The sequence below is a fragment of the Pseudomonas libanensis genome, assembly GCF_001439685.1.
Lineage (GTDB): Bacteria > Pseudomonadota > Gammaproteobacteria > Pseudomonadales > Pseudomonadaceae > Aquipseudomonas > Aquipseudomonas libanensis.
Window position 1 is genome coordinate 33369 of the sequence record NZ_JYLH01000017.1, and the last position, 26490, is coordinate 59858.

The 26490-nt window shown below is 61.8% G+C and carries 26 protein-coding genes; 17 read left to right on the top strand and 9 right to left on the bottom strand.

Annotation, left to right across the window (positions count from 1 at the left end):
- Positions 1–366: 366 nt before the first annotated feature.
- The 7 genes from TU73_RS23100 to pilG form a co-directional block, all read right to left on the bottom strand.
- A complete protein-coding gene (locus TU73_RS23100; protein ID WP_057014156.1) occupies positions 367–606 on the bottom strand; it encodes a DUF6124 family protein in 240 nt (79 codons plus the stop codon).
- Between the two features lie 448 nt (positions 607–1054).
- On the bottom strand, positions 1055–1510 hold the full coding sequence (locus TU73_RS23105; protein WP_057014157.1) for a chemotaxis protein CheW: 456 nt from the start codon (positions 1508–1510) through the stop codon (positions 1055–1057).
- Positions 1503–7316 (bottom strand): Hpt domain-containing protein, encoded by a 5814-nt coding sequence (locus TU73_RS23110; RefSeq protein ID WP_057014158.1) that lies wholly within the window; start codon positions 7314–7316, stop codon positions 1503–1505. The genes TU73_RS23105 and TU73_RS23110 overlap by 8 nt, the downstream gene beginning before the upstream one ends.
- A 115-nt stretch (positions 7317–7431) precedes the next feature.
- Positions 7432–9483: a methyl-accepting chemotaxis protein gene (locus TU73_RS23115; protein ID WP_057014159.1), complete on the bottom strand. Its 2052-nt coding sequence runs from the start codon at positions 9481–9483 to the stop codon at positions 7432–7434.
- On the bottom strand, positions 9480–10004 hold the full coding sequence (locus TU73_RS23120) for a chemotaxis protein CheW (RefSeq protein ID WP_057014160.1): 525 nt from the start codon (positions 10002–10004) through the stop codon (positions 9480–9482). The genes TU73_RS23115 and TU73_RS23120 overlap by 4 nt, the downstream gene beginning before the upstream one ends.
- A gap of 11 nt (positions 10005–10015) precedes the next feature.
- Positions 10016–10381, bottom strand: a complete 366-nt coding sequence (gene pilH / locus TU73_RS23125) for a twitching motility response regulator PilH (protein ID WP_057014161.1) — start codon at positions 10379–10381, stop codon at positions 10016–10018.
- Positions 10382–10427: 46 nt separating this feature from the next.
- Entirely contained in the window at positions 10428–10835 is a 408-nt protein-coding gene (pilG, locus tag TU73_RS23130) for a twitching motility response regulator PilG (RefSeq protein WP_046069925.1), read from the bottom strand.
- Positions 10836–11074: 239 nt separating this feature from the next.
- Here pilG and gshB point away from each other — a divergent pair, with 239 nt between their 5' ends.
- The 7 genes from gshB to TU73_RS23165 all read left to right on the top strand — a co-directional run bounded on the left by gshB (position 11075) and on the right by TU73_RS23165 (position 17005).
- The gene (gshB, locus tag TU73_RS23135; protein WP_046069926.1) at positions 11075–12028 is read left to right on the top strand and encodes a glutathione synthase; all 954 of its coding nucleotides are present in this window, start codon (positions 11075–11077) and stop codon (positions 12026–12028) included.
- 77 nt (positions 12029–12105) lie between these two features.
- On the top strand, positions 12106–13011 hold the full coding sequence (locus tag TU73_RS23140) for an energy transducer TonB (RefSeq protein ID WP_057014162.1): 906 nt from the start codon (positions 12106–12108) through the stop codon (positions 13009–13011).
- 50 nt (positions 13012–13061) lie between these two features.
- A complete protein-coding gene (locus tag TU73_RS23145; protein ID WP_046069928.1) occupies positions 13062–13631 on the top strand; it encodes a YqgE/AlgH family protein in 570 nt (189 codons plus the stop codon).
- Positions 13631–14068 carry a Holliday junction resolvase RuvX gene (ruvX, locus tag TU73_RS23150; RefSeq protein WP_003195067.1) on the top strand — a complete coding sequence of 146 codons (438 nt, stop codon included), beginning with the start codon at positions 13631–13633 and terminating at the stop codon, positions 14066–14068. The genes TU73_RS23145 and ruvX overlap by 1 nt, the downstream gene beginning before the upstream one ends.
- Before the next feature lie 133 nt (positions 14069–14201).
- Positions 14202–14708 (top strand): bifunctional pyr operon transcriptional regulator/uracil phosphoribosyltransferase PyrR, encoded by a 507-nt coding sequence (gene pyrR / locus TU73_RS23155; RefSeq protein WP_057014163.1) that lies wholly within the window; start codon positions 14202–14204, stop codon positions 14706–14708.
- Positions 14709–14732: 24 nt separating this feature from the next.
- Positions 14733–15737: an aspartate carbamoyltransferase catalytic subunit gene (locus TU73_RS23160; protein WP_057014164.1), complete on the top strand. Its 1005-nt coding sequence runs from the start codon at positions 14733–14735 to the stop codon at positions 15735–15737.
- Positions 15734–17005, top strand: coding sequence for a dihydroorotase (locus TU73_RS23165; RefSeq protein WP_057014165.1), 1272 nt, complete (start codon positions 15734–15736; stop codon positions 17003–17005). Before TU73_RS23160 ends, TU73_RS23165 begins: the two co-directional genes overlap by 4 nt.
- Before the next feature lie 132 nt (positions 17006–17137).
- Here the strand turns inward: TU73_RS23165 and TU73_RS23170 are convergent, their stop codons facing one another.
- The gene (locus TU73_RS23170; protein ID WP_057014166.1) at positions 17138–17566 is read right to left on the bottom strand and encodes a TM2 domain-containing protein; all 429 of its coding nucleotides are present in this window, start codon (positions 17564–17566) and stop codon (positions 17138–17140) included.
- 249 nt (positions 17567–17815) lie between these two features.
- On the opposite strand from TU73_RS23170, the gene TU73_RS23175 reads away from it, so the two are divergent.
- On the top strand, positions 17816–18454 hold the full coding sequence (locus TU73_RS23175) for a C40 family peptidase (protein ID WP_057014167.1): 639 nt from the start codon (positions 17816–17818) through the stop codon (positions 18452–18454).
- A 135-nt stretch (positions 18455–18589) separates the two neighbouring features.
- Here TU73_RS23175 and TU73_RS23180 read toward each other — a convergent pair whose 3' ends face one another.
- A complete protein-coding gene (locus TU73_RS23180) occupies positions 18590–19624 on the bottom strand; it encodes a type IV pilus twitching motility protein PilT (protein ID WP_057014168.1) in 1035 nt (344 codons plus the stop codon).
- Between the two features lie 57 nt (positions 19625–19681).
- On the opposite strand from TU73_RS23180, the gene TU73_RS23185 reads away from it, so the two are divergent.
- From TU73_RS23185 to TU73_RS23225, 9 genes are all read left to right on the top strand, one after another.
- Complete coding sequence (locus TU73_RS23185; protein ID WP_057014169.1) at positions 19682–20368, top strand: YggS family pyridoxal phosphate-dependent enzyme; 687 nt, start codon at positions 19682–19684, stop codon at positions 20366–20368.
- Between the two features lie 33 nt (positions 20369–20401).
- Positions 20402–21220 (top strand): pyrroline-5-carboxylate reductase, encoded by an 819-nt coding sequence (gene proC / locus TU73_RS23190; RefSeq protein ID WP_057014170.1) that lies wholly within the window; start codon positions 20402–20404, stop codon positions 21218–21220.
- A 25-nt stretch (positions 21221–21245) separates the two neighbouring features.
- Complete coding sequence (locus TU73_RS23195) at positions 21246–21833, top strand: YggT family protein (RefSeq protein WP_003195087.1); 588 nt, start codon at positions 21246–21248, stop codon at positions 21831–21833.
- 220 nt (positions 21834–22053) lie between these two features.
- Positions 22054–23196, top strand: a complete 1143-nt coding sequence (metX, locus tag TU73_RS23200) for a homoserine O-succinyltransferase MetX (RefSeq protein ID WP_057014171.1) — start codon at positions 22054–22056, stop codon at positions 23194–23196.
- Positions 23197–23221: 25 nt separating this feature from the next.
- On the top strand, positions 23222–23842 hold the full coding sequence (gene metW, locus TU73_RS23205; RefSeq protein ID WP_046069939.1) for a methionine biosynthesis protein MetW: 621 nt from the start codon (positions 23222–23224) through the stop codon (positions 23840–23842).
- Between the two features lie 21 nt (positions 23843–23863).
- The gene (locus TU73_RS23210; protein ID WP_057014172.1) at positions 23864–24298 is read left to right on the top strand and encodes a DUF4426 domain-containing protein; all 435 of its coding nucleotides are present in this window, start codon (positions 23864–23866) and stop codon (positions 24296–24298) included.
- Positions 24295–24891: an RdgB/HAM1 family non-canonical purine NTP pyrophosphatase gene (rdgB, locus tag TU73_RS23215; protein WP_057014173.1), complete on the top strand. Its 597-nt coding sequence runs from the start codon at positions 24295–24297 to the stop codon at positions 24889–24891. Before TU73_RS23210 ends, rdgB begins: the two co-directional genes overlap by 4 nt.
- Complete coding sequence (gene hemW, locus TU73_RS23220) at positions 24888–26090, top strand: radical SAM family heme chaperone HemW (RefSeq protein WP_057014174.1); 1203 nt, start codon at positions 24888–24890, stop codon at positions 26088–26090. The genes rdgB and hemW overlap by 4 nt, the downstream gene beginning before the upstream one ends.
- A gap of 21 nt (positions 26091–26111) precedes the next feature.
- Positions 26112–26435 (top strand): DUF3392 domain-containing protein, encoded by a 324-nt coding sequence (locus tag TU73_RS23225; protein WP_043046299.1) that lies wholly within the window; start codon positions 26112–26114, stop codon positions 26433–26435.
- Positions 26436–26490 lie beyond the last annotated feature (55 nt).

Here is a 26490-nt window from a genome sequence, read left to right on the forward strand (position 1 = left end):
AGCGCAACCCGACACTCTTCTTGCGATCCGGTAGCTCAGCCTTCAAGCCACCACTAGGTTGCAGATTCTCCAGGTTGGCCTTGCTTGGAAGATGACTTCGACATGATGCTCGGTTCCTAAAATGGATCAGTAAGGAACGCTTATAGATCTAGGCGTCTTGGGTGCCTAAACAGATTTCTCGCAGGAAAAATCCGAAACCTCTCGTGTCGAGGGGCATGATCGTTCCCACGCTCTGCATGGGAATGCCGCCTGAGACGCTCCGCGTCCTGCCAGCCGCTGCAAGGCCCAAGACCTGCCCCAAGGTGACGCAGAGCGTCACGGGATGCATTCCCACGCGGAGCGTGGGAACGATCAAAACGATCCTGTTTAAGCCGCTGGGGCGGGGGATATCTGCTCCAGTGCTTGATCCACCAATAACTGTCCTATCTCTGCCATTTGCTGAATCCCGAGCATGATGGCGCGTTGGGAAGTGTCCAGGTCGAAGGCCAGGTTGCAGGTGAGTGCGTTGAGAGAGGACAGGGTTTCGCTGGCGTTGACCAGCAGGGTTTCGGTGTTTTGGTGGGGGTTTACGGTGAAGAGAGGCGGATTGGGGGTAGGTTTGACCATGATAAAGCTCCTAAACAGTCAGTAAGGAGCGCCACCGTTCGCTTGCACGCGAATGAGGGTGGCGACCGTGCGCAGGTGTGCAAGACCGGGCCTGTTTAGGACACCCAGCAGGTCCGAAGACCTCCTGCGCGCAGCCGCCATAAAGCAGCGAGCACAAAAAACGCCCGTGGTTGGCTGGGCGTTCGTACGCCTAAACAGTTTCGTCGGACTTGCACGTCCGTGTCACCGTTTTTTGCGATGACGGAGCGAAGACTAGGCGCGATGATCAATCACGACAAGTTCATGCACAGCCCAAAAACTTGCAGGAAAAATCCTAAGACCGCCCGCAGTCCTTAATGTGGGAGCTGGCTTGCCTGCGATGGCGGTGGGTCAGTGTTTAATGCAGTGACTGAAACGCCGCTATCGCAGGCAAGCCAGCTCCCACAGTAGATCTTCATAGGGCTCAGGGTCAGGCCAGGCCAGACTCTACCAGCAGCGCTTCAAGCCCCATCAAATCCGGCACCTTCGCTACTTGCTCGCCCACTTGCACCGCCGCCAGTTCCAGCGGGCACAGGGGCACGTCCACGTAGCTCAATTCGCTATCAAGCTTGTACGAGCGGGGAATGCCTTGGATTACCAGTGCAATGAATTTCAATGTCGGCCGCCCGCCCAGTGCATTCAACACCACGATGCGTGAGCGTTCGCCCGTCATGCTGGCTTCACCGCAGGCAGCTTCAAAACTGATCAACGGAATTTGCCGATCGCGCCACGTGACCTGCCGCAGGTACCACGGGGGTGCATCGCTGGCCGGTTCGCCGCGCTGGAAGTCGATCAGCTCGGCGATGGCGACGTTGGGCAGCACCAGGTTGCGGTCGGCCAGGGGCAGCAGCAGGCCGGTGAGTTGGCTCGCGCGGTGGTCAAGCATGGGACTTGCTCCAGTAGGCGATGCTTTCCAGCAGCACCGACTCCTGGTACGGCTTGCCAAGGTAGTCGTTGACGCCGATGGCCATGGCGCGGTCGCGATGTTTCTGGCCGGTGCGCGAGGTGATCATGATGATCGGCAGGCGCATCAGGCGTGGGTCGTTGCGTACCTGGATGGCCACTTCGAAGCCGTCCATGCGCGGCATTTCGATGTCGAGCAGCATCAGGTCCGGGGTGTGTTCTTCGAGCACGGCGATGGCGTCGATGCCGTCCTTGGCGGTGAGCACGTTCATGCCGTTGCGCTCCAGCAGGCGGCTGGTGACTTTGCGCACGGTGACTGAGTCGTCCACCACCAACACCAGCAGCGGGCGCTTTTTCAGCGGGTCGTTGAGGATCAGCGGCGCATCCACCGCCTGGGCCGGCAGGGCCGGTTGGCGGGCGCGGATATGCGCGAGCAGGTCGATGATCAACACCACGCGGCCATCGCCGAGAATGGTCGCGCCGGACAGACCTTGCACTGCGGCGAACTGCGGGCCCAGCCCCTTGACCACGATCTCCCGAGTTCCGGCCATGGCGTCCACATGCACCGCCACGCGCCGTTCATTGCAGTGCACCAGCAGCACCGGCACCGGCTGGTACTGGCCGAGCAGTTTCGGGCGGCTGACGGTATGCAGCAGGTCGCCCAGGTAGAACAACTCGTAGCGCTGGCCGGCATATTCATAGTGCGGCGGGTCTTGCTGGTAGTGCCCCGCCAGCTCGTGGGGCAGCACGCGCACCAGACCTTCGATGGTGTTGAGGGGAATCGCGTATTGGTCGTCTGCGCATTGCACCATCAGCGCCCGATTGACCGACACGGTAAACGGCAAGCGAATGCGAAAATGCACGCCCGCCCCCGGCGTCGAATCGATCACCATTGAACCGCCGAGTTGGCGCACTTCTTCATGCACCACGTCCATGCCGACGCCGCGCCCGGAAATCTGCGTGATTTTTTCCGCGGTGGAGAAGCCCGGTTGCAGGATGAATTGCAGCACGTCGCGATCGCTGATCTCTTGATCAGGACCAAGCAGGCCGCGCTTGATCGCCTTGCGCCGCACGGCTTGAAGGGGTACGCCGGCACCGTCGTCGCGCATGTCGAAGACGATATCGCCGCCTTCGTGGGTCAGGTCCAGGGTGATACGGCCCTTCTCCGGCTTGCCCGCCTGCAACCGTACCTCGCGGGATTCCAGGCCGTGGTCCACAGCGTTGCGCAGCATATGTTCCAGCGGCGCCGCCATGCGCTCCAGAACGTTACGGTCCATCTCGCCTTCGGCGTTGCCGACGATGAACTCCACGTCCTTGCCTAGCTCCTGCGCCACCTGGCGCACGATACGCTTGAGGCGCGGCAGCATGCGTTCGAAAGGCACCATGCGCGTGCGCATCAGGCCCTCCTGCAACTCGGTGTTGATGCGCGCCTGCTGCTGCAACAGATCATGGGCATCCTGGTTGCGGCGTTCGAGGGTGTCTTTGAGGTCGAGCAGGTCGGAGGCCGATTCGGACAGCGCACGGGACAATTGCTGCAGCTGCGAATGACGGTCCATTTCCAGCGGGTCGAATTCTTCATAGCCCAGACGCTCGGCCTCGGCCTGCTGGCGGCTCAGCAGGCGGCCCTGGGTTTCGCTGTCGAGTCGGCGCAATTGGTCGCGCATGCGCTCGATAGTAGTTTGCACCTCATTCAATGCGATGCGCGCATCGTTGACTTGCTGCTCGATACGGCCACGGAAGATCGAGGTTTCGCCCGCCAGGTTGACCAGGTCGTCGAGCAAGTCGGCAGAGATTTTCACCATGTCGGCAGCAGGATCGATCACCGCCTCACCCTTGCCCGCCGGCAACGCCACCGGCATGACTGGCTCATCGCTGGGGTGCACCAGGCTCTTGATGCGTTCGATCAGCTTGTCCACCGGGCCGACGGGCAATCCATCCGCTACGGCGTCGATCATCTGCGCCAGGCGGTCATGGCAGCCTTGCAGCAGCGCAAACAGCTCAGGGGTCGGCGCGAGCAAGCCGGCGGACAAGCCTTCGTAGAGAAATTCCAGCTCATGGGCCAAATCGCCAATCGGCCCGATCTCGACCATACGAGCGCCGCCCTTGAGGGTATGCAGGTCACGCAGCAGGGTTTCGACTTCCTGGCGGTTGCCCGGCTCGGCCTGCCAGCGCAGCAGCGCGCTACCTGAGCTGTCGAGGATATCGGCGGCTTCTTCAAGGAAGATATCCAGCAGCTCAGGGTCGGCACCCGAGGCCGGCTCCGCCGCAACCGGAGCTGTAGGTGTACTGCTCTGGCGCAGCTCCCGCAGTTTGGCGACCAGCTCGGCGCCATCGCTCAAGGGCTGCTGGTGTTGCAGCTCTTCGAGTTGCAAGGCCAACCGTTCGTGGCTGGCCATCACTACCAGGGACAGCTCGGTGGAGTAACTGTAGCGGCGGTCCACCAGGCCCTCATACAGGCATTCCAACTCATGGGCCAGGTCGCCCACCGGGTCGATTTCGGCCATGCGCGCACCGCCCTTGAGGGTGTGCAGGTCGCGTTGCAACGAGGACAACGGCGTCGCATTCTCGGGCTCCAGCAGCCAGCGCTTGAGGGACTGCCCGGCGCTGTCGAGGATATCCACGGCTTCTTCGAGGAAGATGTCGACAATCTCGTCGTCCATCACCGTTTGCTGGCCCAGCTGTACAGTGGCGGCGCCCAGCTCGGAAATGCTCAGCGCACGGCTGCCGTCGCTTTTGATCAGGCCGGTAGCCGAGGGGTCCAGCGCGTCATCCAGTAGCTCGCGCAGGGCCTGCACCCGTGCCGGCGCCGGGCTGATTTCCTGGCCGGCGGCCAACTGGTCGAGCATGTTGATCAAGGCTTCATGGGCCTGCTCGGCTTCCAGGAAAAACCGCTCGCTGACCGCCAGGCTGCTTTCTTCCACGGCGCCATACAGGTCGAGCAAGGCTTCGCACAGCGCATCGATGGGGTGCAGGTCGGCGATGTGCGCGCCCTCCCCCAAGGTCGTCAGTTCATCCAGCAGTGCGGTGAGTTCCTGGCGCTCGCCGGGGTGCTGCTGCCAGCGGCGCAGCAGGCTTTCAGCATCGAGCAGGATGTCCATGCCCTGGGCCAGGAAATTGGTGATCAGTTGCGGGTCGCGCTTGATGCGCAGGCCGGTATTGGGGGCGTCGAGCAGTGCGTCGAGCTGGTGGTCCAGCAAGCTTTGAGTGCGGCCGATCAGATCAGCCGCACCGTCGATCGGTGCCAGGGGATCGCTGCCCAGGTCGCGCAATCCATGTTGGAACAGCTCTTGGGCCTCGAGCAGCAGCTCCACCTCATCAAGGTCCAGCGGCAGGCGGTGGGCCTTGTATTCGCGGGTCAGGTGATCGAGCGGCCGCGCCAGTTCGGCGATGGGTAGCACGCCGGCCATGTAGGCACTGCCCTTGAGGGTGTGCAGGGCGCGTTGCAGTTCGTCACTGACCTGCAGCGGCAGATGCTCGGCAGCCTGTTGCAGGAAGTGGTCGAGACTGTCCAGATGGCTCTGGGCTTCGTTGCGGAAGATCTCCAGCAGCATCGGGTCATGGGGTTCGGCAATCGACACGGGGGCGCTGCTGGCCAAGGCATGGGCACGGGCGGCCAGGGCGTCGACTTCGTCGCGCTGACGCTGGGCATCGGTAGCAAAATCGGCGATCAATTCCGGCAGCAGGGCCACCGCTTCATCCAGCACCTGCTGCACCTCGGGGCCGAGGGTGACGCTGCGTTCCAGTACACGATTGAGCAGGTTTTCCACAGCCCAGGCCAACTCGGCCAGCACCAGGGCGCGCACCATGCGGCCGCTGCCTTTGAGGGTGTGGAAGGCCCGGCGCATTTCACCCTGGGCGAGTTTGTCCGTGGTGTTGGGCAGGTTGCGATGCAGCACCTCAAGGACTTCTTCGGTTTCCTCAAGGAAGACTTCACGCAACTCATCGTCAATCGGCGCTTCATCAGCCGGCGGCGGTAGCAGGCTGCCCGGACGCCGCAAGGCTGGAGGATTGAGACGTGAAGTGGGGCTGGCCAACGCATCGAATTGGGACTGGCTCGGTGCGGTCTCGGTGGACAATGCGCCGTCGGGCGCGGCCAGGGCCTGGCGCCAGGGTTTTTCTGTCGGCAGGTAACCCAGTGCGCTCAAGCCCTGAGTCGCCAGTTCCAGCACTTTTTCGCCGGCCGCGTCAGGATCTTGGAGCATGCGTTCGAGGTAATACTCCAGGCTGCTGATCACCTCGGCGAAATGCGCCAGTTGCGCCTCGCAAGGCGCAGCGTCACTGGCCATCAACTGCTCATCGACGTAGTCGGTGCAACCGCGCATCAGGCTCGCCGCCCGCGGCAAGGGAATCATCGCCAGGGCGCCGCGCACTTGGCTCAACAGCTGCGGCAGGGATTCCAGGCGCTGGCGGTCCCAATGGGCCTCGATGCAGTCGATCACCAGTTCCCTGGCCTGCTTCAAGCACTGGCAGGACTCACGAATCACCAGTTGATGAATCTGAGTCAGGTCGGTGGTGGGCAGGCGATTCTCTTCGCGGCTTTCCGGCTCGACGGTGCCGATCATCCCGGCCAACGTCGCTTCGACGTAGAGCAAGGCGCCGGCCACATCCATCAACACCGCATCACTGGGTTCGCGCTGGCCCTGGACCAGGCTCAACACTACGGCGAGTTGGTCGATGATCACTTTGCGCGGCTGGCCGAACCCCAGTACGGCAAGGGTATCGGCGATCTGCCGCAGCGGCGCCAGCAGCGCGTCGAGGTCGTTGGTGTGTTGGCGGTCACTGCGTACGAACAGGTCGAGGCGCTCCTTGACCCGCACCAGTTCCTCGCACAAGGCGCCAAGCACCGAGCCCATGGCATTGCGATCCGGCCCGGCCAGCCGCGCACGCTCGGCATCGACCACGGCACTGTCGGGCAAGGCTTCGTCCAGGCCATAGCGTTCTTTCAGGCTTTGCATGCGCGGCGTCGGACGGGTGACTTTGGCGACGTAGAACAACAGGCTCTTGAGCAATTCATCCGGCGCCGGCTGGTTGATACCGCCGATGCCCTGGGCCAGCAGGCGCTTGAGTTGTTTGTCACTGGCCTTGAGCAGGCTGCGCAGCGCCGGGCTGTTGGCGATCACGCCAGTGAGCATGCCTTCGACCAGCGCCGAGGCGACCTGCCACAACGGCAACAACGGCGCGCCCTGGCACAGCGCTTCAAGGCGCGCGAACACCCGCGCCATGTCTTCCAGGTTGCTCGGGCCGTGGTCTTCGCGCAGCAACCCGGCGAGGGCTTGTTGCAGCAGTTGGTGCCACTGGCGCAGTTGTTCATGCAAACCCGGTGTCGCACGCAGGGCCAGTGCTTCATCAGGCAGCGGCGTGATCGACAGCAGTTGCGGGCTGAACAGGCTGGTTTCCGACAACAGGCTTTCACCCCGGGCGCTGCGCAGGTCGTTGAGCAACGGCAGCACCACCAGTGGCAAATCGCGGCGGGCGCTGTGCACGCGGTCGAGGTACAGCGGCAATTGGCCGAGGGCTTGTTGCAGCAGGCGGATGCTTTCATCGCGCTGGCCGACACGACCGGCCTGGAGGGCCAGGGCCAGCGCCTCGATCTCTTCGGCCAGCAACGCCGCGCCGTAGAACTCGACCATTTGCAGCGCGCCATGTACCTGGTGAACACCGGCCAGGCACTCGTCGAGGGCGTCGCCGGTTTCAACGTATGTATCCAGCGCCGAACGGGCTTGCTTGAGGGTTTCGGCAATGTCGCCCTTGACCCATTCAAGGGCCACGTAGTCGTGCCGATCAACCATAACTGCTCCGCTTAGAATTCATGAGTTGCTGGTATCTCACAAACAATGGAGATCCAATGTGGGAGCTGGCTTGCCTGCTCCCACAGTTGGACTGTGGTGTTCTTCAGGTCGTATTTCAATCATCGACCTGTTTGGGCGGCGGCAAGGTGAAACCCGACACCGACCTGCGCAACTGACTGGCCATCTTCGCCAGGTTACCAATGCTTTCGGCGGTGGCGGTGGAACCCGACGACGTCTGGGTGGTGATCTGCTGGATCACATTCATGGTCAGGGAGATCTGCCCCGCCGACGAGGTCTGCTGCTGCGCCGCATTGGAGATACTCTGGATCAGCGCCGCCAGGGTTTTCGACACGCCTTCGATCTCCTCCAGCGCCACCCCAGCGTCCTGGGCCAGACGGGCGCCACGCACCACTTCGGTGGTGGTCTGCTCCATGGAAATCACCGCTTCGTTGGTGTCGGCCTGAATCGCCCGCACCAGGGTTTCGATCTGCCGCGTGGCCGCCGATGAGCGCTCGGCCAGCCGTTGCACTTCATCGGCCACCACGGCAAAACCGCGTCCGGCGTCCCCGGCCATGCTCGCCTGGATCGCCGCGTTGAGGGCGAGGATATTGGTCTGGTCGGCGATGTCGTCGATCAGGCTGACGATGTCGCCGATTTCCTGGGAGGACTCGCCCAGGCGCTTGATGCGCTTGGCGGTGTCCTGGATCTGTTCGCGAATGTTGTCCATGCCGTGGATGGTGTTGTGCACCACCTCGTTGCCCTTGTTGGCGATCTCCACCGAACGCTCTGCCACCGCCGAGGATTCGGCGGCGTTGGCCGATACCTGATCGATGGACTGGGCCATCTGCTCAATCGCCGTCGAGGCCTCGGCAATCTGCTGGGCCTGATGCTCCGACGCCTGGGCCAGGTGCATGGCGGTGGCCTGGGTCTCCTGCACTGCCCCGGCGACTTGCCCGGCAGTGAGGTTGATGGTGGCGACCAGGTCGCGCAGCTGGTCTACGGAGTAGTTGATGGAGTCCGCGATGGTGCCGGTGAAATCTTCGGTGACCGAGGCCGTGACGGTGAGGTCGCCGTCGGCCAGGTCTTCGATTTCATCCAGCAGGCGCATGATCGCGTTCTGGTTGCGCTCGTTCTTCTCGGCGGTTTCATGCAGTTGGCGATTGGTCTCGCGCACCATGACCAGGCCGATCAGGATGATCGAGGCCAGCGCCAGCAGGCCCAGTACGTAACCGCCGATGGTGTCGAAACTGCGCCCACTGGCAAGGTTTTCAAAACCGGTGGCCAGGTGCGAGGCTTCATCGAGCAGGGTTTGCGACAGATTGAAAATATGGCTCGCCGACGCCCGCACCTGGAACAACTGCGGCGAAGTCTCGAGGATCTCATCCACGGAGCCGGAGACGAATTCGAACAGTTCGGCGATTTCCGTCAGTCGCGCACGGGCGTCCTGGTCTTCGACCTGGGTGATGCGCAGCCCCGGGTTGCCGTTGAGCATACCGTTGAGCACCACGCCGAAACGGTTGGCGTCGCGACCAAAGGCATCGGCGGCCTGCACCGCGGTTTCGTCCCCCGCGAGCACAGTGTTGACCGCCCCCAGGATACGTTCGGCCAGCAGTGACTGGCGTTGGGCCAAAGCCACCTGGCTGGCCGGGGCGCCGCGTTGCAGGAGGATATCGACGACCTTTTCCGACTCCATCTGCAATTGCGGCACGGTTTCGGCCAGGGTCGCAGCCACTTGATGCAGGGACAGTACGGTCTGCTCGCTGGCAAGGATCGCGTCGGTGTTTTTCAGCAACGCCTCCCAATCGGTCTGCACCGCACGCATTTCGGCGCGTACCGCACTGGGCGCAGCCGGCAAGCCGGTTTGCGGGTCGCCTTTTTTCAGATAGCCCCAGCGCTGGGCAAAATCATTGCGCGCATCGCCTAGCAGTTTGAACGCGGCGGCCTTGCCGGCGGCCGCTTCGGTAGCGTTCTTGGCGATGCGCTGGGACAGCACGCGCAGCTCACCGGCGTGGCCGATGTACTGTTTATCGTAGGTGGACTGGGTGTTGAGGTACGCGAAGTTGGCGAACAACAGCATGATGAACACGATCAAGGCGATAAACAGTACGATGATCTGCGAACGGCTGCGCGAGGCGGCCTGGGGTTTGGGCGTGGTGGCGGTACTCATGCGGCGACATCCATGAAGCCTGGGGCCTGGGCCAGGGCGAAGGGGCTGAAGACTTGCCACTGCGGGTCGCCGTCGAACTGGCCCTGGATAAACGGCGCGCCAGGGGTGGTGCTGGCCATCCAGGCGTCCAATGGGAAATGCTGCATACCCGCCACCTCGTCTACCAGCAGCCCGACAAACAGGTCGTTGAACTCCACCACCAATACGCGCCGTTGCTTGCGCGCTTTGGATAACTCCAGACCAAGGAAACCACCCAAGTCCATTACCGGCAACAAGCGCCCGCGCAGGTTGGCCACGCCCTTGACCCAGGGCTTTACCCCGGGTATCAGGGTGCAACGCGGCTCATGCAACACTTCGGCGACTTCGCCCATGGGCGCCACATACCCGTTTGCCCCTACACGGAAAGCAATCCCGCTCCAGCGTTGCAGGCGGGTTTCCTGGGACGGCAGGTCGGCGGCCAGCAGGCGGCAGCGGCGGTCGATGTCCAGCAGCAGTTCGAAGGCGGTTTGCGACTCGGTCATGATCGCGAGCCTTAGCCGGCCAGTACCTTGTTCAGGGTGGCGATCAGGGTTTCTTCGTCCACCGGTTTGGTCAGGTAGTCCTTGGCGCCCTGGCGTGCGCCCCAGATCTTGTCGGTTTCCTGGTCCTTGGTGGTGATGATGATGATCGGGATGCCGTTGGTTTCCGGCTCCTTGGACAATTGGCGCGTGGCCTGGAAGCCGTTGAGGCCCGGCATCACGATGTCCATCAGCACCGCGTCGGGTTTTGCCTGGCGGGCGAGGGCCACGCCGTCCGCGCCGTTTTCGGCTTTCAGGACCTGGTGACCGTGCTTTTCCAGCATGCCGGTAAGTTTGTACATTTCGGTCGGCGAATCGTCGACGATCAGAACACGTGCCATGGTTTTCCCCGCTACATTGGTCGGCGCCGGCCCTTGTGGGGTGGCGTCAGTGTGCTTGTTCTACTGCGGCGAAGGCAGGCACATAGGCCTTTATCACGCCCAGCAGTTCTTCCTTGCTGAAAGGCTTGGTCAAAAACTGATCGACACCCACGATGCGCCCCTTGGCCTTGTCGAACAGGCCATCCTTGGAGGACAGCATGATCACCGGGATCGCCTTGAACGCCGGGTTGTTCTTCACCAGGGCGCAGGTCTGGTAGCCATCCAGGCGCGGCATCATGATGTCGACAAAGATAATGTGGGGGTGATGATCCACAATCCGCGCCAGGGCATCGAAACCGTCGATGGCCGTAATGACCTCGCACCCCATGTTCTTCAACAGGGTCTCGGCGGTGCGGCGGATCGTTTTCGAATCGTCGATCACCATCACCCTCAAGGCGTTGGAATGCTGTTCCATATCTGCTCTACCATCGCCACAGCGAATCGGTTTTCGGTGTGTACTGCCTAATGTTGCACAGGATGAACGCCGCAAGCCTTGGAATTCAAGGGCTGCTGCGCCGTGGCAGTCTTTTTAGCACAGTCTCGGGGAGCAATCTATCGAGGCACCCGCCCAGTGGTTTTTCCTTGACCCACAACAGCCGCAGCGCCACTCTGACGCCACTTTTATGCGCCCTAATTTGCTAGAGGAAATCCCCCATGAGCGTTCGCGTCGGCATTGTCATGGACCCTATCGCCAGCATTTCCTATAAAAAGGACAGTTCGCTGGCCATGCTCCTGGCCGCCCAGGCCCGCGGCTGGACGTTGTTCTATATGGAACAGCGCGATCTTTACCAGGGTGACGGCCAGGCCCGCGCGCGCATGCGGCCGTTGCAGGTGTTCGCCAACCCTGAGAAGTGGTTCGAGCTTTCAGACGAAATCGACAGCCCCCTGAGCGACCTCGACGTGATCCTGATGCGCAAGGACCCACCGTTCGACATGGAATTCGTATATTCCACCTATCTGCTGGAGCAGGCCGAACGCGCTGGCGTGTTGATCGTCAACAAGCCGCAGAGCCTGCGCGACTGCAATGAAAAGCTGTTCGCCACCCTGTTCCCGCAGTGCACGCCACCGACCGTGGTCAGCCGCCGCGCCGATGTACTGCGTGAATTCGCCGCCAAGCATGGCGATGTGATTCTCAAACCACTGGACGGCATGGGCGGCACCTCGATCTTCCGCCACCGTGCCGGCGACCCGAACCTGTCGGTGATCCTCGAGACCCTGACTGTGCTGGGCACCCAGCAGATCATGGGCCAGGCCTACCTGCCGGCGATCAAGGACGGCGACAAGCGCATCCTGATGATCGACGGCGAGCCGGTGGATTACTGCCTGGCGCGTATCCCGGCAGCAGGCGAGACCCGTGGCAACCTGGCGGCCGGCGGTCGCGGTGAAGCGCGACCGTTGTCGGACAAGGACCGCTGGATCGCCGCCCAAGTCGGCCCGACCCTGCGGGAAAAAGGTCTGCTGTTTGTCGGACTAGACGTAATTGGTGAGCACCTGACTGAAATCAACGTCACCAGCCCTACCTGTATTCGCGAGATCGACAATGCATTTGGCACGAACATCGGCGAAATGCTGATGGCCGCCATTGAGCGCAAGCTACAAGCCAAGTGACATAGAACAGCCGGACACACACCAACATTGCGTTATCATGCGCCACCTGTGAAACGCGCGATGTTGGTTTTCTTGTCATGACACTCCCGTCCGATCTGCCCCCAGAACTCACCCATAGAGGCGTGCGCCCGGCTGATCGGCTCGGATTTACCCTGTTTCTTGCCGCATTGATTCACCTCGCTTTGCTGCTGGGCGTGGGCTTCACCATGGTCGAGCCCAAGCAGATCACCAAGACCCTGGAAATCACCCTCGCTACATTCAAAAGCGAAAAGAAGCCCGAGAAGGCCGACTTTCTCGCCCAGGACAACCAGCAGGGCAGCGGCACCCTCGACAAGAAAGCAGTGCCCAAGACCACCGAAGTCGCGCCCTTCCACGACAACAAAGTCAATAAGGTCACCCCGCCGCCCGCGCCCAAGCCCGAGGTCAAGCAGGCTGCGCCCAAGGCCGCTGTGACTACCGTCGCACCCAAGCCGCAAAAAGCCCCGACACAGCGCGAAAAGACCAAGACCGAACCCAAGCCCGAACCGGTGAAACCCGCGCCAACCTTCGACAGTTCGACGCTGTCCGACGAAATTTCCAGCCTGGAAGCTGAACTGGCCCATGAACAACAGCTGTACGCCAAGCGCCCGCGCATCTACCGCCTGAACGCCGCCTCGACCATGCGCGACAAAGGCGCCTGGTATAAGGATGAGTGGCGCAAGAAGGTCGAGCGCATCGGCAACCTCAACTACCCGGAAGAAGCCCGGCGCCAACAGATCTATGGCAATTTGCGCTTGCTGGTGTCGATCAACCGTGACGGTTCGCTCTATGAAGTGCAGGTGCTGGAATCCTCCGGCCAACCGTTGCTGGACCAGGCCGCCCAGCGCATCGTGCGCCTGGCCGCGCCTTTTGCGCCGTTCAGCGGCGACCTGAGCGACGTGGACCGTCTGGAAATCATCCGCACCTGGAAGTTTGCCAAGGGCGACCGGCTGTCCAGCAACTGAGGCCGCTCCTGCACTTGTCAGTTCGCCCCTCCAACGCCACACTAGCGGACATGAAAAACGTCAGCCCGACCTACCTCAAGCACCAATTCCTGATCGCCATGCCCCATATGGCCGACCCGAACTTTGCGCAGACCTTGACCTACATCGTCGAGCACACGGCCAATGGTGCCATGGGGCTGGTGGTCAACCGCCCGCAGGAGCTGAACCTGGCCGATATCCTCGAGCAATTGCGCCCGGAGATCGATCCTCCGGCCCGTTGCCAGGGCGTACCGATCTACATCGGCGGGCCGGTGCAGACTGATCGCGGCTTTGTGCTGCACCCCACCGGGCCGAAGTTCCAGGCCACGGTAGACCTTGAGGGGGTGTCACTGTCCACGTCCCAGGACGTGCTGTTCGCCATCGCCGACGGCGTCGGCCCTGAGCAAAGTGTGATCACCCTGGGCTACGCCGGTTGGGAAGCCGGGCAGCTGGAGGCCGAACTGGCCAGCAATGCCTGGCTGACCTGCCCGTTCGACGCCGATATCCTGTTCAACACTGCCAGCGAACTGCGCCTGGAAGCGGCCGCGGCCAAGCTGCGGGTTAACCTCAACCTGTTGACCAGCCAGGCGGGACACGCCTGATGGCCTTGCGTCTGATCCTGGGTTTTGACTACGGCACCAAACAGATCGGCGTAGCGGTTGGCCAGGTGATCACCGGCCAGGCCCGCGAACTGTGCACCCTCAAGGCCCAGAACGGCGTGCCGGACTGGAACCAGGTCGAAGCCCTCATTAAAGAGTGGAAGCCTGATGCGGTGGTGGTCGGCCTGCCCCTGAACATGGACGGCACCCCCAGCGACATGTGCCTGCGCGCCGAGAAGTTCGCCCGCCGCCTCAATGGCCGCTACAACCTGCCCTTCTATACCCACGACGAGCGCCTGACCACCTTTGAAGCCAAGGGTGAGCGTCGCGACCGTGGCGGCCAGAAGGGCAGCTACCGCGACAACCCCGTGGACGCCATCGCCGCCGCCTTGCTGTTGCAGGGTTGGCTGGATGAAAACACGGCTTTATTTGAATCCTGACCCGCCGCGATCCTGTGGGAGCGGGCTTGCCCGCGAAGAACGTTAACGATACCGCGCGAAGTCTGGATGAACGCGGTGCCCATGAGTTTTTCGCGAGCAAGCTCGCGCCTACACACTTAATAAGGAGCCCCCCGTGAGCCTGCCCAACCCCGCCGAACTGATCAGCCAGATGGCAATACGCCTCAAGGCGCACCTGGAACACCGAGCCATCAGCGAACCGCGCTTTATCGGCATTCGTACCGGCGGTGTGTGGGTGGCCCAGGCGTTGCTGGAAGAGATGGGCAGCGATTCGCCCCTGGGTACGCTGGACGTGTCCTTCTACCGTGATGACTTCAGCCAGAATGGCCTGCACCCGCAAGTGCGTCCTTCGGCCCTGCCGTTCGAGATCGAAGGCCAGCATCTGGTATTGATCGACGACGTGCTGATGAGCGGCCGTACCATCCGCGCCGCCCTGAACGAGCTATTCGACTACGGCCGCCCGGCCAGCGTGACCCTGGTCTGCCTGCTGGACCTGGACGCCGGCGAGCTGCCGATCAGCCCGGACGTGGTCGGCGCGACCCTGTCACTTTCCGCCCAGCAACGGGTAAAATTGTCCGGTCCCACGCCGCTCGAACTCGAACTGCAAGACCTTGCCCTTTAAACCGCCTTGTACAGAGTCCCCGCGATGACGCCTCTAGATGCCAAGCGCCCGCTGCAGCTCAATGCTCAGGGCCAGTTGCAACATTTCTTGTCCCTCGACGGTTTGCCCCGCGAACTGCTCACCGAAATCCTCGACACCGCTGACTCGTTCCTTGAGGTCGGTGGCCGGGCGGTGAAGAAGGTCCCGCTGTTGCGCGGCAAGACCATCTGCAACGTGTTCTTCGAGAACTCCACCCGTACCCGCACCACCTTTGAGCTGGCGGCCCAGCGGCTGTCGGCCGACGTGATCACGCTGAACGTGTCGACCTCGTCGGCGAGCAAGGGCGAGACCCTGCTCGATACCCTGCGCAACCTGGAAGCCATGGCCGCCGACATGTTCGTGGTACGCCATGGTGACTCCGGCGCCGCACACTTCATTGCCGAGCACGTGTGCCCGAACGTCGCGATCATCAACGGCGGCGACGGCCGTCACGCCCACCCGACCCAGGGCATGCTCGACATGCTCACCATCCGTCGGCACAAGGGCAGCTTTGAAAACCTCTCGGTGGCCATCGTCGGCGACATCCTGCATTCGCGGGTGGCGCGCTCGAACATGCTGGCCTTGAAGGCCCTGGGTTGCCCGGATATCCGCGTGATCGCACCCAAGACCCTGTTGCCCATCGGTATCGAGCAATACGGCGTGACGGTCTACACCGACATGGCCACAGGCCTCAAGGATGTGGACGTGGTGATCATGCTGCGCCTGCAACGCGAGCGCATGGCCGGTGGCCTGTTGCCGAGCGAAGGCGAGTTCTACCGTCTGTTCGGCCTGACCACTGCACGCCTGGCGGGCGCCAAGCCGGACGCGATCGTGATGCACCCGGGGCCGATCAACCGCGGTGTGGAAATCGAGTCGGCGGTGGCCGACGGCCCGCAGTCGGTGATCTTAAACCAAGTGACCTACGGTATCGCCGTGCGCATGGCCGTGCTGTCCATGGCCATGAGCGGGCAAACCGCGCAACGTCAATTCGAGCAGGAGCAGGCCCAGTGAAGCTCAGCATTCTCGGTGCCCGAGTCATCGATCCAGCCAGCGGCCTGGATCAAGTTACCGATCTACATCTGAATGCCGGCAAGATCATCGCCATCGGCGCCGCGCCCGCAGGCTTCGGCGCCGTCGAGAGCATCGACGCCAAGGGCCTGGTGGCCGCACCAGGGCTGGTGGACCTGAACGTCGCCCTGCGCGAGCCGGGCTACAGCCGCAAAGGCAATATCAACAGCGAAACCCAGGCCGCCGCAGCCGGTGGCGTGACCAGCCTGTGCTGCCCGCCCAATACCAAGCCGGTGCTGGATACTTCGGCAGTGACCGAGCTGATCCTCGACCGCGCCCGCGAAGCCGGCAATTGCAAGGTGTTCCCTATCGGTGCCCTGAGCAAAGGCCTGGATGGCGAACAACTGGCCGAACTGATCGCCCTGCGCGACGCCGGTTGCGTGGCTTTCAGCAATGGCCTGGACAATTTCCGCAGCACGCGCACCCTGTGTCGCGCCCTGGAATATGCAGCCACCTTCGATTTGACGGTGATCTTCCACTCCCAGGACCGCGACCTGGCCGAGGGTGGCCTGGCCCATGAAGGCGCAGTTGCCAGCTTCCTCGGCCTGCCGGGCATTCCGGAGACCGCCGAAACCGTGGCCCTGGCCCGTGACCTGCTGCTGGTGGAGCAGAGCGGTGTACGCGCGCATTTCAGCCAACTGACCAGCGCCCGGGGCGTGGCCCTGATTGCCCAGGCCCAGGCCCGAGGTTTGCCAGTGACGGCAGATGTTGCCTTGTACCAGTTGATCCTGACGGATGAAGCGCTGATCGACTTTTCCAGCCTCTATCACGTGCAGCCACCCCTGCGCACCAAGGCTGACCGCGACGGCCTGCGAGCGGCGGTGAAGTCGGGTGTGGTATCGGCGATTTCCAGCCATCACCAGCCCCATGAGCGCGACGCCAAGCTGGCACCGTTTGGTGCGACCGAGCCGGGCATCAGCAGCGTGGAGTTGTTGCTGCCGCTGGCGATGACATTGGTGGAAGACGGCTTGCTCGACTTGCCAACGCTGCTGGCACGCCTGAGTGCCGGCCCAGCGGAAGCCTTGCGCCTGCCGGCGGGCAAGCTGGCAGTCGGTTCGCCAGCGGACCTGGTGCTGTTTGACCTGGGCAGCTCGACGGTGGCCGGGGAGCACTGGCTGTCCAAGGGCGAAAACTGCCCGTTCATCGGCCACAGCCTGCCGGCAACAGTGCGCTACACCTTCATGGATGGGCGGATCAGCTACCAGGCTTGATGCGGGCACGCTAAAAACTGTGGGAGCGGGCTTGCTCGCGAAGGCGGAGTGTCAGTCGACATTTATTTGACTGATCTACTGCATTCGCGAGCAAGCCCGCTCCCACACTTGCTTATGTGTATGCCTAGGAATTCAGCGGCCGCTGTTGCGCTCAGCATTACGAATCGAAATCTGCGTATTCAACGTCCAGAAGTCATACAGCACCCCAAGCAGGAATAAACCGCCGGTCAGCAGGTAGATCAGGCCGGTGATCCATTTGCCTTGATACATGCGGTGCACACCGAACACACCCAGAAATGCCAACAGAATCCACGCGACGTTGTATTCGATCGGCCCGGCGGTAAAACGCAGGTCGGCTTCACGGTCCATGGCCGGGATCAGGAACAAGTCGATCAGCCAGCCAATGCCCAGCAGGCCGAAGGTGAAAAACCAGATCGTACCGGTCACGGGTTTACCGTAATAAAAGCGATGCGCCCCGGTAAAACCGAAAATCCACAGCAGATAACCGATCACCTTGCTGTGGGTATCTTGCTGCTGACCAACCTGTTGATAGGTGTTCATGAAGTACCTCTTTTGCTTCGATAGATAAATTTTTTCATTTTCTTTGTGACTTTTTTACGAGCGCCCGACGTACGGCAAATGGTATCTTCCTGCCCTCAAAGCCTTATGCCACCTGACTTGTGTAGGACAATTGCGGCAATTCGTCGCGTTTTTCCTGGATTTGACCCCAAGGTTCAGTCGACAAACGGCCTGAGAACGACACAAAAAGCTGTTATAAAGTTGCGCGCAAACCCATAAGAGCCACGCCTAATGCGACCATTTTTCAAGACATGGCTGACCATCTGCCTATTAATGCCACTGGCCGCCCACGCCACCAATCGTGAGCAACGACTTCCGAACGTTAACGGTTTCACCCCTAAAGTCCATAGCACGCCCAGCACTGCCAAAACGGCAAAGCCGACCGTCAGCCGCCCGACTCAACTGAGCAAGGCCAACGGCAAAGCGCTTTCCACCCAGCTGGCCGTGAACACCAAGCAAAGCAGCAACGTCTTAAGCCGTGCCGTCAACGTGCTCGGTACACCTTATCGTTGGGGCGGCAGCAGCCCAAGTAAAGGGTTCGACTGCAGCGGGCTGGTGAAATATGCATTTAACGATGTAAAAGCAGTGGACCTGCCACGCACCTCCAACGCCATGGCGGCCGGCCATGGGTTGAAGGTAGACCGCAAGGACCTGAAACCGGGCGACCTGTTGTTCTTCAAGCTCAAGAGCCGCCAGGTCAACCACGTTGCCATCTACCTGGGCAATGACCGCTTTATCCACGCACCGCGCCGTGGCAAGTCGGTGAGCATCGATACGCTGAAAAAGCCGTTCTGGGACAAGAACTACGTGATTGCCAAGCGGGTGCTGCCGAAAGAGCAGAACAGCAACCTGCGGATCGTGCAGCGCTGATCTTCAGCTGAAATACAGTAAACAATGTGGGAGGGGGCTTGCCCCGATAGCGGTGGGTCAGTCAGCTATCTGTAGCTGACCCACTGCAATCGGGACAAGCCCCCTCCCACATTTGGTTTCATTGTTTGCAGAATCTCATATGTCTGCAGGCACCCTCGCCTTTTCCCGTGCATCTTCCCGGCTGATCAACCCCCCGCAGACCAACGCCTTCAAGCTCATATCCAACGTCTTCATCCCCAACGCCCCACCGGTCTGGATCGCCGAGACCATCTGCGCCACCTTGTCTTCGCGGATCAGGTTCCGGATCGCCGGCGTGCCCAGCATGATTTCATGGGCAGCCACGCGCCCGCTGCCGATCTTCTTCACCAGCACCTGGGACACCACCGCCTGCAACGACTCCGACAGCATCGAGCGGACCATGGCCTTCTCCCCGGCCGGGAAGACGTCCACCAGCCTGTCCACCGTCTTTGCCGCCGATGAAGTGTGCAGGGTGCCAAATACCAGGTGCCCGGTCTCAGCGGCCGTCAGCGCCAGGCGGATGGTTTCCAGGTCGCGCAGTTCACCCACCAGGATCACATCCGGGTCTTCCCGCAAAGCTGAACGCAGGGCCACCGAGAAACTGTGGGTGTCGCGATGCACCTGGCGCTGGTTGACCAGAGCCAGTTTCGGCCTGTGGATAAACTCGATGGGGTCTTCCAGCGTGAGGATATGCTGGCGTCGATGCTGGTTAAGGTGGTCGATCATCGCCGCCAAGGTGGTGGACTTACCCGAGCCGGTGGGCCCAGTGACCAGTACCAGGCCGCGTGGAAGCTGGGCGATACGCTGGAAAACCTCGCCCAGCCCCAGGTCTTCCAGGCTCTGGACCTCGGTCGGGATAGTGCGAAATACCGCACCCACGCCGCGATCCTGGCAGAACACGTTTACCCGGAAACGCGCCACCCCAGGCAGTTCGAAGGCAAAATCCGTTTCAAGAGATGTTTCGAAATCCTTTTGTTGGTGTTTATTCAGCAAAGGGCTCAATAAGTCGACCACTTGCGTAGCGTTCAACGCTGACCCATCCAGCGGCCAAACCTCGCCATCAATGCGCAGCATGGGTGCCAGGCCGGCCGACAGATGCAGGTCGGAGGCGCCTCGGCTTACGCTGGCCGTCAGCAATTGCGTGATATCCATAGGGCTTTCCATTTCCAGTAGAATGCCGCGGACTCCATATCCACGGGTGCAACTTGAATGTCGACGATAGCAGACAACATCGGCCTGGTTAGCCAGCGCATCCGCGCCGCAGCCGAGGCCGCGCAACGTGACGCAAGCAGCATCCACCTGCTGGCCGTGAGCAAGACCAAACCTGCTCAGGCGGTGCGCGAAGCCTATGCCGCCGGTATGCACGACTTTGGCGAGAATTACCTGCAGGAAGCCCTGGGCAAACAGGCCGAATTGACCGATCTGCCCTTGAGTTGGCACTTCATCGGCCCCATTCAATCGAACAAGACTCGCGCCATCGCCGAGAACTTCGCCTGGGTGCATTCCGTGGACCGCCTGAAAATCGCACAACGCCTATCCGAACAACGCCCGGCCGACCTGCCGCCGCTGAATATCTGCATCCAGGTCAATGTCAGCGGCGAAGCCAGCAAGTCCGGCTGCACGCCTGCCGACCTGCCGGCCCTGGCCAATGCCATCAGCGCGTTACCGAGCCTGAAGCTGCGTGGCCTGATGGCGATCCCCGAGCCAACTGAAGACAGGGCCGCACAGGATGCAGCGTTCGCCAGCGTGCGCGACCTGCAAGCCAGCCTGGGCCTGGCGCTCGACACACTTTCCATGGGCATGAGCCATGACCTTGAGTCGGCCATCGCCCAAGGCGCCACCTGGGTGCGCATCGGTACCGCCCTGTTTGGCGCCCGCGACTACGGCCAGGCGTGAAATGGCTGACTTCCCTCGAAATAAGGACCTGTCATGAGCAACACGCGTATTGCCTTTATCGGCGCCGGTAACATGGCGGCCAGCCTGATCGGCGGCCTGCGGGCCAAGGGCCTGGACGCCGAGCAGATCCGCGCCAGCGACCCGGGCACCGAAACCCGCGAGCGCGTCAGCGCCGAACACGGCATCGAAACCTTCGCCGACAACGCCGAGGCCATCCATGGCGTCGACGTGATCGTACTTGCGGTCAAGCCCCAAGCCATGAAAGCCGTGTGCGAGAGCCTGCGCCCGAGCCTGCAACCCCATCAGTTGGTAGTGTCTATTGCCGCCGGTATCACCTGCGCCAGCATGAACAGCTGGCTCGGTGCCCAGCCCATCGTGCGCTGCATGCCTAACACCCCGGCGCTGTTGCGCCAAGGCGTCAGCGGCTTGTATGCCACCCGCGAAGTCACAGCGCAGCAGCGCGACCAGGCCGAGGAGTTGTTGTCTGCCGTGGGCATCGCCGTGTGGCTGGAGCAGGAACAACAGCTGGATGCGGTCACCGCTGTTTCCGGCAGCGGCCCGGCCTACTTCTTCCTGTTGATCGAGGCCATGACCGCAGCCGGCGTCAAGCTCGGCCTGCCCCATGATGTCGCCGAGCAACTGGCCGAACAAACAGCCCTGGGCGCCGCGAAAATGGCCGTTGGCAGCGATGTCGATGCCGCCGAGCTGCGCCGTCGTGTAACGTCCCCGGGTGGCACTACGCAAGCCGCCATCGAATCGTTTCAAGCCGGGGGCTTTGAGGCCCTGGTGGAAACAGCACTGGGTGCCGCGGCACATCGTTCGGCCGAGATGGCTGAGCAACTGGGCAAATAGTCGTCCCTTACCAAGGTAATCAAACATGCTCGGAATCAATGACGCTGCCATTTTCATCATCCAGACCCTGGGCAGCCTGTACCTGCTGATCGTGCTGATGCGCTTTATCCTGCAACTGGTGCGGGCGAATTTCTACAACCCGCTGTGCCAATTCGTGGTCAAGGCCACTCAGCCACTGCTCAAGCCGCTGCGCCGGGTGATCCCGAGCCTGTTCGGCCTGGACATGTCCTCGCTGGTGCTGGCGTTGCTGCTGCAGATCCTGCTGTTCGTGGTGATCCTGATGCTCAACGGCTACCAGGCGTTTACCGTGCTGCTGTTGCCATGGGGCCTGATCGGTATTTTCTCGCTGTTCCTGAAGATCATCTTCTGGTCGATGATCATCAGCGTAATCCTTTCGTGGGTCGCACCGGGCAGCCGTAGCCCGGGCGCCGAATTGGTGGCCCAGATCACCGAACCGGTACTGGCACCGTTCCGCCGCCTGATCCCGAACCTGGGTGGCCTGGATATCTCGCCGATCTTTGCGTTTATCGTGATCCAGCTGCTGCAAAGCTGGGTAATTCCACGCCTGGCGTACTTTGCCTACATGCCCAAAGAGCTGTTCGGCTTGATCTGAATGCCGTAGCCCTATGGGAGCTGGCTTGTGTGGGAGCTGGCTTGCCTGCGATAGCATCACCTCGGTATGTCTGAAAAACCGCGGTGCCTGCATCGCGGGCAAGCCCGGCTCCCACATAGACCTCTCCCATTTTTGTATCTGCGTACTGGTACAGACCATTGCTTGCCGCTAGGGTCCCCGCTCTTTAGACTTACGCCTCATTTAAACGAGAGCAGGGTCGATGCCAGCTGCCTTCCCCCCCGATTCCGTTGGACTGGTCGTGCCCCAAGTGGCGCACTTCAGCGAACCGCTGGCCCTGGCCTGCGGCCGTTCGTTGCCTGCCTACGACCTGATCTATGAAACCTACGGCCAACTGAACGCCACGGCGAGCAACGCCGTGCTGATCTGCCACGCCTTGTCCGGCCATCATCACGCTGCCGGCTTCCACTCTGTGGACGAGCGCAAACCCGGCTGGTGGGACAGCTGCATCGGGCCCGGCAAACCCATCGACACTAACAAGTTCTTCGTGGTGAGCCTCAACAACCTCGGCGGTTGCAACGGTTCCACCGGCCCCAGCAGCCTCAACCCGGAAACCGGCAAGCCGTTCGGCGCGGACTTCCCAGTGCTGACCGTGGAAGACTGGGTGCACAGCCAGGCGCGCCTGGCCGACCTGCTGGGCATCGGCCAGTGGGCCGCAGTAATTGGCGGCAGCCTGGGCGGCATGCAGGCGCTGCAATGGACCATCAGCTACCCGGACCGCGTGCGCCATTGCCTGGCCATCGCCTCGGCGCCCAAGCTGTCGGCGCAGAACATCGCCTTCAACGAAGTGGCGCGCCAGGCCATCCTCACCGACCCCGAGTTCCATGGCGGTTCGTTCCAGGAAGCCGGTGTGATCCCCAAGCGTGGCCTGATGCTGGCGCGGATGGTGGGGCATATCACCTACCTGTCCGACGATTCCATGGGCGAGAAATTCGGCCGTGGCCTCAAGAGCGAGAAGCTCAACTACGACTTCCACAGCGTCGAGTTCCAGGTGGAAAGCTACCTGCGTTATCAGGGCGAAGAATTCTCCGGGCGTTTCGACGCCAACACCTACCTGCTGATGACCAAGGCCTTGGACTATTTCGACCCGGCCGCCAACCACGGCGACGACCTGGCGAAAACCTTCGAGAACGTCACGGCCAAGTTCTGCGTGATGTCGTTCACCACCGACTGGCGCTTCTCGCCGGCCCGCTCCCGTGAGCTGGTGGACGCCCTGATGGCCGCCAAGAAAGACGTTTGCTACCTGGAGATCGATGCTCCACAAGGTCATGACGCCTTCCTGATCCCGATCCCGCGTTACCTGCAGGCGTTTCGCAACTACATGAACCGAATCACGCTTATATGAATTGCTTACGCTTTGGGAGAACGCCATGAGAGCCGACCTGGAAATCATCCAAGACTGGATCCCCGCCGGCAGCCGCGTGCTTGACCTGGGCTGCGGCGATGGCGAACTGCTGAGCTGGCTGCGCGACAACAAGCAAGTTACCGGCTACGGCCTGGAAAACGACCCGGACAATATCGCCCAGTGCGTGGCCAAGGGCATCAACGTGATCGAGCAGGATCTGGACAAAGGCCTGGGCAACTTTGCCAGCAACAGTTTCGACATCGTGGTGATGACCCAGGCCCTGCAAGCGGTGCACTACCCGGACCGTATCCTTGACGAAATGCTGCGCGTCGGCCGCCAATGCATCATCACCTTCCCCAATTTCGGCCACTGGCGCTGCCGCTGGTACCTGGCCACCAAGGGCCGCATGCCGGTCTCGGATTTCCTCCCGTACACCTGGTACAACACGCCGAACATCCACTTCTGCACTTTCGAAGACTTCGAAGCCTTGTGTGGCGAGCGTGAAGCCAAGGTCATCAACCGCCTTGCCGTCGATCAACAGCACCGCCACGGCTGGGCGAGTAAGCTATGGCCCAATCTGTTGGGCGAAATCGGTATTTACCGGGTCAGCAGCCCTGGCCTGTCCGACCACAAAGTTGCCGTCTAATCATCTTCAAGAGGGACGTTCATGAGTCGTTTGGCTATTTTTCTATTGACCGCATGCCTGGGCGCCAGCGCCATGGCCGCCGACGCTATCGACGCTAATCGCAAAAAAGACTTTGGCGATATCACCGTTCATTACAACACCTTCACTTCAAGCTTCCTGCCACCCGAGACCGCTCAGAAAGTCGGCGTGGTGCGCAGCAAGGAGAAGGGGTTGATCAACGTGACCGTGATCAAGGGCGTAAGCCCGGTGGCCGCGCAAGTCACCGGCACTATCAAGGACCTGGGCGGCAAAAGCGAAATACTGACGTTCAAGCAGATCGAAGAAAAAGGCGGCATCAGCTACCTTGCGCCCTACACCGTGACCCAGCGGGAATACAAGACCTTCACCATCAACGTTGAAACCGGCGGTAAGGCCCACGGTTTCCAATTCAACCAAGAACTGTTCCCGGCCCAATGATGAACCTTACCCAACTCGTACTCGCCAGCCATAACGCCGGCAAACTCAAAGAACTTCAAGCCATGCTTGGTGAGTCTGTGCAACTGCGTTCGATCGGCGAGTTCAGCCAGGTCGAACCGGAAGAGACCGGCCTGTCGTTCGTCGAGAATGCCATCCTCAAGGCCCGCAATGCCGCGCGTATCTCTGGCCTGCCGGCCCTGGCGGACGATTCGGGCCTGGCCGTGGATTTCCTCGGCGGCGCCCCAGGCATTTACTCGGCCCGTTACGCCGACGGCAAGGGCGACGCGGCCAACAACGCCAAGCTGCTCGACGCCCTCAAGGACGTGCCGGATGCCGAACGCGGCGCTCAGTTCGTCTGCGTACTGGCCCTGGTGCGACATGCCGATGACCCGTTGCCGATCCTGTGCGAAGGCTTGTGGCAAGGGCGCATCCTGCACGCCGCCAACGGCGAACATGGCTTTGGCTACGATCCATTGTTCTGGGTGCCGGAGCGCAATGTTTCCAGCGCCGAACTGAGCCCGGCCGACAAAAACCAGATCAGCCACCGCGCCCGCGCCATGGCCTTGCTGCGCCAGCGCCTGGGCTTGAAATGACCCAGAACACCTCTGCGCAGCCGCTGATCCACGGTGGCGCGCAAACACCACGGGCGGCCCTGCCCCACCTGCCGCCCCTGGCGCTGTACATTCACATCCCTTGGTGCGTGCGCAAATGCCCGTATTGCGACTTCAACTCCCACACCGCCAGCAAAGTGCTGCCGGAAGAAGAGTATGTAGAGGCATTGCTGGCGGATCTGGATCAAGACCTGCACGCTGTTTATAGCCGGGAGCTGAGTTCGATTTTCTTCGGTGGCGGCACACCCAGCCTGTTCAGCGCCGCCGCGTTGGGCCGCTTGCTAAAAGGCGTGGAAGCCCGTATTCCGTTCGCCGCTGATATCGAGATCACCCTGGAAGCCAACCCCGGGACCTTCGAGCAAGAGAAGTTCGTGGCCTACCGCAAGCTGGGAATCAATCGCCTGTCCATCGGCATCCAGAGCTTCCAGCAGGAAAAACTTGAGGCCCTGGGTCGCATCCATAACGGTGATGAAGCTGTGCGCGCCGCCGACATGGCGCGCCAGGCCGGGTTCGATAACTTCAACCTGGACTTGATGCACGGCCTGCCCGACCAGTCCCTGGACGACGCCCTCGGCGACCTGCGCCAGGCCATTGCGTTGAAGCCAACCCACCTGTCCTGGTACCAACTGACCCTGGAACCCAACACTGTCTTCTGGAACCAGCCGCCCGCGCTGCCGGAAGACGACACGTTGTGGGATATCCAGGAAGCCGGCCAGGCCCTGCTCGCCGAGCACGGTTACGCGCAATACGAGGTGTCGGCTTATGCCCAACCGGGGCGGCCGGCGCGACATAACCTGAATTACTGGAGCTTTGGCGACTTTATCGGCATTGGTGCTGGCGCCCACGGCAAGCTCAGCCACCCGGACGGGCGCATCGTGCGCACCTGGAAAACCCGTGCGCCCAGGGACTATCTCAACCCGGCCAAAAGCTTCCAGGCCGGGGCGAAAGAACTGACCAACGAGGAGTTGCCGTTCGAGTTCCTGATGAACGCCCTGCGCCTGACCGAAGGCGTCGATGCCAGGCTCTACGCCGAACGCACCGGGCTCGACCTGGCCAGCCTCGACGAAGGCCGCCGCGAGGCAGAACAAAGTGGCTTGATGCAGGTCGAACCGTCACGCCTGGCGGCAACCGACCGCGGGCAACTCTTTCTCAATGACCTGTTGCAGAAGTTTTTGAGCTGATAGCTCTTTTAAGGAAATCGAATGGATCTGGTACTCGACCTGCTCGCCACCGTATCCCGCTGGAGCCGTAGCAACCTGTCTGAAATCTCCCTGGCCCTTGTGGGCTGCTTGCTGGTGCTGTTCGGCGCCGATATCAAGGGCTGGGTCGAAGCACGCCTGGGCAGCATCGCCGGCGCCTTGCGCGTGCCCTTGATGGCCTTGCTGTGCATGATCGGCAGCGGTGCGGCGTTGATCTACGCGACGCCGTGGATTGTGCGGGGGCTGAGCCAGTTCAATAACTACAGCCTGGCGCCGGTGTTGATCGTGGTGCTGGTGTTGATTGGCGTGGTCGCAGACCGCCGCTGACCCAGTAGGCACTACAAAACAAATGTGGGAGCTGGCTTGCCTGCGATGCGGGCAC

Bases quoted from the DNA above. Each gene is read 5' to 3' on its own strand.
- TU73_RS23100 (WP_057014156.1), bottom strand. From the start codon at position 606: ATGGTCAAACCTACCCCCAATCCGCCTCTCTTCACCGTAAACCCCCAC.
- TU73_RS23105 (WP_057014157.1), bottom strand. From the start codon at position 1,510: ATGCTTGACCACCGCGCGAGCCAACTCACCGGCCTGCTGCTGCCCCTG.
- TU73_RS23110 (WP_057014158.1), bottom strand. From the start codon at position 7,316: ATGGTTGATCGGCACGACTACGTGGCCCTTGAATGGGTCAAGGGCGAC.
- TU73_RS23115 (WP_057014159.1), bottom strand. From the start codon at position 9,483: ATGAGTACCGCCACCACGCCCAAACCCCAGGCCGCCTCGCGCAGCCGT.
- TU73_RS23120 (WP_057014160.1), bottom strand. From the start codon at position 10,004: ATGACCGAGTCGCAAACCGCCTTCGAACTGCTGCTGGACATCGACCGC.
- pilH (WP_057014161.1), bottom strand. From the start codon at position 10,381: ATGGCACGTGTTCTGATCGTCGACGATTCGCCGACCGAAATGTACAAA.
- pilG (WP_046069925.1), bottom strand. From the start codon at position 10,835: ATGGAACAGCATTCCAACGCCTTGAGGGTGATGGTGATCGACGATTCG.
- gshB (WP_046069926.1), top strand. From the start codon at position 11,075: ATGAGCGTTCGCGTCGGCATTGTCATGGACCCTATCGCCAGCATTTCC.
- TU73_RS23140 (WP_057014162.1), top strand. From the start codon at position 12,106: ATGACACTCCCGTCCGATCTGCCCCCAGAACTCACCCATAGAGGCGTG.
- TU73_RS23145 (WP_046069928.1), top strand. From the start codon at position 13,062: ATGAAAAACGTCAGCCCGACCTACCTCAAGCACCAATTCCTGATCGCC.
- ruvX (WP_003195067.1), top strand. From the start codon at position 13,631: ATGGCCTTGCGTCTGATCCTGGGTTTTGACTACGGCACCAAACAGATC.
- TU73_RS23160 (WP_057014164.1), top strand. From the start codon at position 14,733: ATGACGCCTCTAGATGCCAAGCGCCCGCTGCAGCTCAATGCTCAGGGC.
- TU73_RS23170 (WP_057014166.1), bottom strand. From the start codon at position 17,566: ATGAACACCTATCAACAGGTTGGTCAGCAGCAAGATACCCACAGCAAG.
- TU73_RS23175 (WP_057014167.1), top strand. From the start codon at position 17,816: ATGCGACCATTTTTCAAGACATGGCTGACCATCTGCCTATTAATGCCA.
- TU73_RS23180 (WP_057014168.1), bottom strand. From the start codon at position 19,624: ATGGATATCACGCAATTGCTGACGGCCAGCGTAAGCCGAGGCGCCTCC.
- TU73_RS23185 (WP_057014169.1), top strand. From the start codon at position 19,682: ATGTCGACGATAGCAGACAACATCGGCCTGGTTAGCCAGCGCATCCGC.
- proC (WP_057014170.1), top strand. From the start codon at position 20,402: ATGAGCAACACGCGTATTGCCTTTATCGGCGCCGGTAACATGGCGGCC.
- TU73_RS23195 (WP_003195087.1), top strand. From the start codon at position 21,246: ATGCTCGGAATCAATGACGCTGCCATTTTCATCATCCAGACCCTGGGC.
- metX (WP_057014171.1), top strand. From the start codon at position 22,054: ATGCCAGCTGCCTTCCCCCCCGATTCCGTTGGACTGGTCGTGCCCCAA.
- metW (WP_046069939.1), top strand. From the start codon at position 23,222: ATGAGAGCCGACCTGGAAATCATCCAAGACTGGATCCCCGCCGGCAGC.
- TU73_RS23210 (WP_057014172.1), top strand. From the start codon at position 23,864: ATGAGTCGTTTGGCTATTTTTCTATTGACCGCATGCCTGGGCGCCAGC.
- rdgB (WP_057014173.1), top strand. From the start codon at position 24,295: ATGATGAACCTTACCCAACTCGTACTCGCCAGCCATAACGCCGGCAAA.
- hemW (WP_057014174.1), top strand. From the start codon at position 24,888: ATGACCCAGAACACCTCTGCGCAGCCGCTGATCCACGGTGGCGCGCAA.
- TU73_RS23225 (WP_043046299.1), top strand. From the start codon at position 26,112: ATGGATCTGGTACTCGACCTGCTCGCCACCGTATCCCGCTGGAGCCGT.